At 34.1% G+C, this 7,216-nt stretch carries 8 protein-coding genes; 4 read left to right on the top strand and 4 right to left on the bottom strand.

What is annotated here, in order from left to right; genetic code table 11:
* Positions 1-200: 200 nt before the first annotated feature.
* On the top strand, positions 201-353 hold the full coding sequence (locus LOK41_RS26795) for an aspartyl-phosphate phosphatase Spo0E family protein (protein ID WP_241819024.1): 153 nt from the start codon (positions 201-203) through the stop codon (positions 351-353).
* A 113-nt stretch (positions 354-466) separates the two neighbouring features.
* Positions 467-1,867: a protoporphyrinogen oxidase gene (locus LOK41_RS26790; RefSeq protein ID WP_241819022.1), complete on the top strand. Its 1,401-nt coding sequence runs from the start codon at positions 467-469 to the stop codon at positions 1,865-1,867.
* A 78-nt stretch (positions 1,868-1,945) separates the two neighbouring features.
* Here LOK41_RS26790 and LOK41_RS26785 read toward each other — a convergent pair whose 3' ends face one another.
* The gene (locus LOK41_RS26785; protein WP_241819021.1) at positions 1,946-2,503 is read right to left on the bottom strand and encodes a hypothetical protein; all 558 of its coding nucleotides are present in this window, start codon (positions 2,501-2,503) and stop codon (positions 1,946-1,948) included.
* A 248-nt stretch (positions 2,504-2,751) separates the two neighbouring features.
* Here LOK41_RS26785 and LOK41_RS26780 point away from each other — a divergent pair, with 248 nt between their 5' ends.
* Positions 2,752-3,306, top strand: coding sequence for a GNAT family N-acetyltransferase (locus tag LOK41_RS26780; RefSeq protein ID WP_241819019.1), 555 nt, complete (start codon positions 2,752-2,754; stop codon positions 3,304-3,306).
* 82 nt (positions 3,307-3,388) lie between these two features.
* On the opposite strand, the gene LOK41_RS26775 is transcribed toward LOK41_RS26780, so the two are convergent.
* Positions 3,389-3,574 (bottom strand): cold-shock protein, encoded by a 186-nt coding sequence (locus LOK41_RS26775; RefSeq protein WP_000286200.1) that lies wholly within the window; start codon positions 3,572-3,574, stop codon positions 3,389-3,391.
* 88 nt (positions 3,575-3,662) lie between these two features.
* Positions 3,663-3,866: a cold-shock protein CspD gene (gene cspD, locus LOK41_RS26770; protein ID WP_000176367.1), complete on the bottom strand. Its 204-nt coding sequence runs from the start codon at positions 3,864-3,866 to the stop codon at positions 3,663-3,665.
* Positions 3,867-4,328: 462 nt separating this feature from the next.
* Between cspD and LOK41_RS26765 the strand changes: the two genes are divergently transcribed.
* A complete protein-coding gene (locus LOK41_RS26765; protein ID WP_241819017.1) occupies positions 4,329-5,225 on the top strand; it encodes a CPBP family intramembrane glutamic endopeptidase in 897 nt (298 codons plus the stop codon).
* A gap of 348 nt (positions 5,226-5,573) precedes the next feature.
* Here the strand turns inward: LOK41_RS26765 and LOK41_RS26760 are convergent, their stop codons facing one another.
* Positions 5,574-6,743 (bottom strand): serine hydrolase domain-containing protein, encoded by a 1,170-nt coding sequence (locus LOK41_RS26760; protein ID WP_241819016.1) that lies wholly within the window; start codon positions 6,741-6,743, stop codon positions 5,574-5,576.
* Positions 6,744-7,216 lie beyond the last annotated feature (473 nt).

Below are 7,216 nucleotides of genomic sequence, written 5' to 3'. Positions count from 1 at the left end.
GATAATATCAGGAAATGATCCTTCTAAGTCTCTTTTTTTGACATAGCATGTTTAGTTCTTCATATCCTATTTGAATTAGAGTATATTCACTCATTGGTTCTTAAAGATGTCAGATTGACTTAAAAATGATACTTTTACTTATTATGTAAATACTTTATACTAAAGTACATACATTTTAAATTGGAGAGATTATATACGATATGGAGCTGAGAAAATTAGAGCAAATCATTGAGGTGAAAAAAGAAGAACTATTTACATTAGTATCTAATTATGGATTTCAACATGAAAAGGTGCTTACTGTTAGCCAAGAACTAGACAAATTAATTAACTATATAATGTTATTGAAAGCATAAGTAGAAATAGTATGTACATTTTACGAACTTTGTCAGCTGCTAGTCGAGAAAGCTAATTTTTGGTTATAATAATAAAGGAGTTTATTATAGTATCGGTTAGGAGCGCAGCAAGTATGAAAACAGTTGTTGTCATAGGTGGAGGAATTACAGGGCTTTCTACTATATATTACTTAGAAAGATTAAAGAAGGATTACAATATAGATTTGGAATTAATCCTTGTAGAAAAAAATGAATATTTAGGCGGGAAAATTCGCAGTGTGAAAGAAAAAGATTTTATTATGGAAACAGGGGCCGATTCGATCGTTGCTCGAAATGAAAATGTTATGCCGTTTGTAAAAGAATTACATTTAGACGAGGAATTAGTATACAACGAAACGGGCATTTCTTATATTTACGCAAATGATACGTTGCATCCGATTCCTGCTGACACAGTATTTGGTATACCGATGAGTGTAGAATCGTTATTTAGTAGTACGTTAGTTTCAACGAAGGGGAAAATCATTGCGTTGAAAGACTTCATTACAAAGAACAAAGATTTTACGAAAGATACATCACTCGCTGTATTTTTAGAAAGTTTTTTAGGAAAAGAGTTAGTTGAGAAGCAAATTTCGCCTGTTCTTTCAGGAGTGTATTCTGGTAAACTGAATGAGCTTACCATGGCGTCTACACTACCGTATTTACTTGATTATAAAAATACATATGGCAGTATTATAAAAGGCTTTGAAGTAAATAAAAAACAATTTCAAGCTGTTGGGAATAAGAAGTTTTTATCATTTAAAAAAGGCCTTTCTACGATTATTAATCGTTTAGAAGAGGAATTGACGGAGACAGAAATACAAAAAGGAGTAGTAACGACGAATGTAGAAAGAGTCAGCGATGGATATGAAGTTTCTTTTTCAAATCAAGAAACAATAAAAGCGGACTACGTTGTTTTAGCTGCTCCACATAATATTGCACAAACATTATTAAGTTCTAATGAATTAGATGATGATTTCAATAAGTTGAAAAATTCTTCCCTGATTAGCGTTTATTTAGGATTTGAAATACCTGATGAGCAATTACCGGCGGATGGAACGGGTTTCATTGTTTCAGAAAATAGTGATTTACTTTGTGATGCATGTACGTGGACGAGTAGGAAATGGAAGCATACATCAGATAAGCAAAATTTATTGGTAAGGATGTTTTATAAAAGTTCAAATCCTGTTTATGAAAAAATGAAACATAAAAGTAAGGAAGAATTAGTTCAAGTTGCCTTATCTGATATTGAGAAAAGTCTTGGGATTCAGGGAGAACCGCAAGTTGTTGAAGTTACGGACTGGAAAGATTTAATGCCAAATTATCATTTGGAACATAACCATGCGGTTCAATCTTTAAATGAGAAATTATTAGCTATTTTTCCAAATGTATATTTAGTCGGGGCATCATATTATGGTGTGGGTATTGGAGCTTGTATAGGAAATGGAAAGAAAACGGCAGAGAAGATTGTAAAAGCATTGAATAATCATTTTGAATAAAGGAATTTTTATATTTTTGACGAAATCCCTCTCTAGTATAAGAGAGGGATTTCGTCTGTTTTTACTAAAAGTTCTTTACTATTTAACTTTGATTACAGTTTTAGCACGCATCGTTTTATTTTCTGTAATTGCTAATGTGACGTCCCCGGATTCTTTAAATGAATAAGGAGAAAGAGCATAAATCTCTTTTATTTTATATTTTTCTTTTAACTCTTTTGTGGATGTATTTTTTATTAGAGAAATATTCGGTTTCCAAGACTCTTTTTTACCAGAAGGGTAGTTAATTGTAATTTGAGGATTTTCTAGATTTAATGTTTTCCAAGAAGTGAAATAAAGTTCAGCTTCTTTTTCTTTTTTGATTAATTGTTCTGAGAAGTAGCCAAATTCACCGATATCACCTGAAACGATGTATTGCGTGTTGTTTATTTTAATATTTAGCATGGAAGGTTGATAAGTAGCTGCGTGATAAAGCCCATAAGAAAGTGATAATGCTGAGGCGATTACAAGTGCAATTATAAATGTCTTGAAGCTGTTTCCTTTGAAACTTGTCATCATCGCTGAGTTGGGTGTGAATTTCTGTGCGAATAAAAAAACAAGCAAAATGAACAAGAGAGCAATGCCTATAAAAATGTACATTTTTCAGTCACCTCCGCTAATATAACCCTAATCTTCATGTTGAATAACAATGTGCCGTATTGTTTATGAATATTTTAACATAAATATCCAATTTTAGATGAATAAAGATGATAGGGCTGCGAATTAAGAAAATATCAAGAAATCTTGTTTCATTGATTTTGAAAATAGGTTTGTATTTATGATGAATCTTCTAATAAGAGATGGTTTTTCTGATATAATAAATTAGTAGCAAGAAAGGGAGGGGTTTCATGGCATTTCCTGTTTTAGAAACAGAACGATTACGTTTAGTTGAAATTGATCAATCTTATTGTCAAAAAATATATGAAATCTTTTCGCTTGAAGAAGTAACACGTTATTATGGAATGAATTATTTTACAGAATTTGGTCAAGCGTCACGCATGATCGAATCTTTTTCAAAAAATTATTTTGAAAAACGTGCAATTCGATGGGGAATTGTATTAAAAGAAACAGGTACATTAATTGGCACAATTGGATTAAATAATTTGCAACTTTGGAGTAAACGTTCTGAAATTGGTTATGATTTACATCCTTTCTATTGGGGAAAGGGATATGCATCAGAAGCTACTCGAAAAGTTATTGCTTATAGTTTTCAGGAGTTAGGTTTATTTAGAATTGGAGCAATTACATATCCTGAAAATGTTACCTCGTGTAGGATGTTGTCCAAAATAGGATTTCAGAAAGAGGGAATACTGCGCGGATATATTCAGCAAGGGGAAAAACAACATGATGCTTGTGTCTACTCTATGATACGAACGGATTTGGAAAAGAACCATGGTCTATAATATGCATGGTTCTTTTTATATCAGTTATGGAGAGGAGTAATAAAAATCCCTCTCATCGAAAGATAAGAGGGATACGAAATCATTAACCTAATTTAGGTAATAAACGTTCTCCGCTTTTCATGTTACTTTTACATAAAGGGCATTTTGGCTCTTCTTCAAATGAAAAGTTCTTTCTCATCCATCCTAAACAATCCTCTGATTCACATTCCCAAACAGGGGTTTGTTCTGGTGGTACTTCTGCTACATCGTTCTTTCGATTGCGATACATGTGACCACTCCTTTTATGTAAAATTTTTAAATTATATATTAAAAAGGTTGTTAACCGTGCGATGGTAACAACCTTTTTATTGCTTAAATTATAGCTTTACAACGTTTTTAGCTTGAGGTCCGCGGTTACCGTCTTCAACTTCGAAGCTAACTTCTTGACCTTCGTCAAGAGATTTGAAACCGTCGCCAGTGATAGCAGAGAAGTGAACGAACACATCGTTACCGTCTTCAACTTCGATGAAACCGAAACCTTTTTCGCTGTTAAACCATTTTACTTTACCTGTTAATGTCATGGTAAATGCCTCCTAAAAATAAGAAAAATAAATTACAATATGATCCGTCTTATTTCAACGAAAATAAAAATTCACATATTATCAAAAACCGATTAGGAACACTTATGATCCATAATAGATGCTTGATAATATGTAAAGTAAAACTGTTATAAATTTGACCTTAAGACCTATCTTACAACAAATGGTGGGAAATAGCAAGTGTTGGAAACAAATGGATTTCTTTGGGGTGACTTATGTTTTAATAATATTACTATAGCAAGGGGTTGATTGAATGGCATGTATCTAACAAAATGAAAAAATAAGTTCCTTTTTATGAATGTAGTATTTCTAGTTTAAACATCCTCCTAGGTAAGTATTAGTAGCAGTCCTTGTTGCATTTAAAATTATGGGAATAATAGATGTAATGCGAAATAGGAAATATCTGTAATAGGTGAAAACTAAAACAGAAAGAGAGGAATAACTTTGAACAATAGCCGGTTCAAAACAATCGAAGTAGCAAAGAAAGGGCGCAAGAAAGTATATCCAATTTTGGCGGTAATATTATCGGTTGTATTTTTAAGTCTAGGTGAATTGTTTATTTTATCTATGTTGTTCTTGCCAAAAGCAGAAACGACATTTATGAAGGGAATTTATAATAATTTAGAAATGTTACTCACATTTGGAGGTGCAATTGTAAGTGTCTTTTTATGGATTCGCTTTGTAGAGAAACGACCATTTTCATCAATTGGTTTTTGGAAAGAACAATTTTTAAGAAAGTATTTAAGGGGAGCTCTAGTAGGGTTTATATTTATATCAATACCGGTATTACTCCTTGTTATAACAGGATTTGTACAGTTGCAAATTCAGCATATTACTACCACCGTCATATTAGGTATTCTAGGTTCTTTAGTTGCATTTTTAGTACAAGGTGCTACAGAAGAAATTGTTGTACGTGGTTGGTTATTTCCAGTTATTTCAGTTAGGAGTCGGATATGGGTTGGAGTCGTTGTTACCTCATTTTTATTTGGATTTCTCCATCTACTTAACCCAGGTATTACAATTCTTTCTATATCAAATATCATATTAGTTGGTGTATTTGCGGCATTTTATGTGTTAAAAGAGAATAGTCTTTGGGGGATATGTGCTTGGCATTCTATATGGAACTGGGCTCAATATAATGTGTACGGTTTTGCAGTAAGTGGAATGACAATATATTCGACTCCTTTATTTAAATCAACAACGCGTGGCCCGGAAACATTACATGGGGGAGCATTTGGAATTGAAGGAAGTGTGATTACTACTTTTTTACTTACTGTTGCTTCGGTAGTACTATGGAGGAAACTATGGGGAAGAAGGGCAAGACAGCTTAACATTGGATAATAATAGGGGATAGATGATGACACTTCTTTGTTTAGAAAAAATCGTACATAATGTAAAAAATAACGTGTGCATCGTATCGATGTACTCGTTATTTTCTGTAATATCGATGTATATGGTTTAGATACATGCCCATCAACTTAAGAAAACAAATCCACCCCAAAACGAAAAAATGAGCTTTTTTATTACAAGTTAGGACAAAATCTCGTTCTGGGGGAGGTGTATTTTCTTAGCTTGATGGCGATGGGGCGGTACCCCTAGATTGATACTATCAGTATGTCCAAGCTTCTTAGATTTTTTGCACTAGAGCCATAAAAACTATGACAAAGTTTATCCGGTTTTCCTTTTTGCCTACTTGCTAAATTCAGCAAGTAAAATATTTTTAAAAGGATCAGGATTGTCAGCTTTTCCTAAGCTGTTCAAATTGACGGCTAACGTATGCTTACCTCCAAGTGTACCTCCAGCAAAAGTAATAAACCCTGGAATGCTGCCTCCATGTCCCCATATCGAGACACCGTTTGGAAGCTTAGTTTCATAGATTCCAAGACCATATCCATCAATTTCTGCTCTTCCTGTCGGAACTGTAGTAAGCATTTGTTTTAGTTGCTGTTCCTTCAGTAATTTGCCACTGAGTAAGGAAGAGAAGAATTTGTTTAAGTCATCTGCAGTAGAAATCATATCTCCAGCCGAGCTACCTATACTTGGGTTATAATAAGTAACATCCTTTGGCTCACTTGCGCCGTCTAGTTGGATATATCCACGGGCATGCTTGGTTCCTGGTATCACGCTTGAATTTCCAGGTAAGAATGTATCCGATAATTCAAGCGGTTCAATAATCCGATTTTCAATTTCTTCCGCATAGCTGTTCCCAGTTACTTTTTCAATAAGAATCCCTAGTAATACATATCCTGTATTTGAATACGACCAGCTCTTCCCTGGAGCAAAATCTGAGGGCATGGAAATTCCCATCTTTACTAATCCTTCAGCAGTATAAGATTTTTTTGTATCCATCATATTAAAATCCTTTGACCTTGTGTACTCAGCGATACCACTTGTGTGATTCAATAATTGCCGGATAGTAATCTGTTTATCGTCATATCCATTTCCCTGAATGACACCAGGCAACCATTTTTCAATAGAATCGTCTAGATTCAAGCGGTTCTCTCCGGCCAATTGCAGTACAACTGTTGCAGTGAACGTCTTTGTCACGCTGCCAATTCGAAAACGAAAATCTGTTTTCATTGGTTTCTTGGTACTCAGATCCGCTATCCCAGCTGCATAACTCCATGTTTTTCCACCCTCAGAAGTTTTAGCAAGTATCCCTGGGAATCCAAGATGCAATGTATCCCGCATTGCTTGTTTGACGGAATTACGATCTCGTTGAGTGCTTGTGTGTGACGAACTAGATACATTTTCAGTGGGCTCTGCTTTTACAATTGAGGTTGGAGTCGTGTATAACAGGGAACTTCCAGCTATTAAAAGGGCAAGACTTACAAATGTAATTTGACTACGTGTTTTCATAAAACATTCCTCTCCTCTATCCATATTGTATGGGCGGTTGCTTGTTGTTTCGTACTAACTACACAGCTATCATCCCCACCAATGACAAAAGGGCAACATGGAATTCGTAATTATCTTCATAATGATTATTTTTATCCTAACAAACGGTGAATCCCCCTTTCACTCTTCTTTATATTTTTATCTTACACAAGAAAAATTTCTTTTTTCTTATCCATTCCTTACAAATTTCTTACGTTCAAAATAGCTTCTATAATTAGGATAGCAGAAGCATCTGTGAACATGCTTTTCCAATAAATATATTAATCAAAAAGGTTCTGGTGCAAATACTTCAGAAGAGATATAGAGAGGCGAAAAGTTGATTCTGTTGCAAAGTTTGAAAAAAGCATAAACAGGTTGGTAAATGAGGAACAATGTTTAGGAAGTAGCTAGTAATTGTTGAAGTTCATTGTATGTTGAAAAGGCGGAGTCTCTTT

It is taken from the genome of Bacillus sp. TL12 (assembly GCF_022625245.1).
GTDB lineage: Bacteria > Bacillota > Bacilli > Bacillales > Bacillaceae_G > Bacillus_A.
The sequence above is the reverse complement of the archived record's forward strand: the minus strand, read 5'-3'. Positions and strand labels throughout refer to the sequence as shown.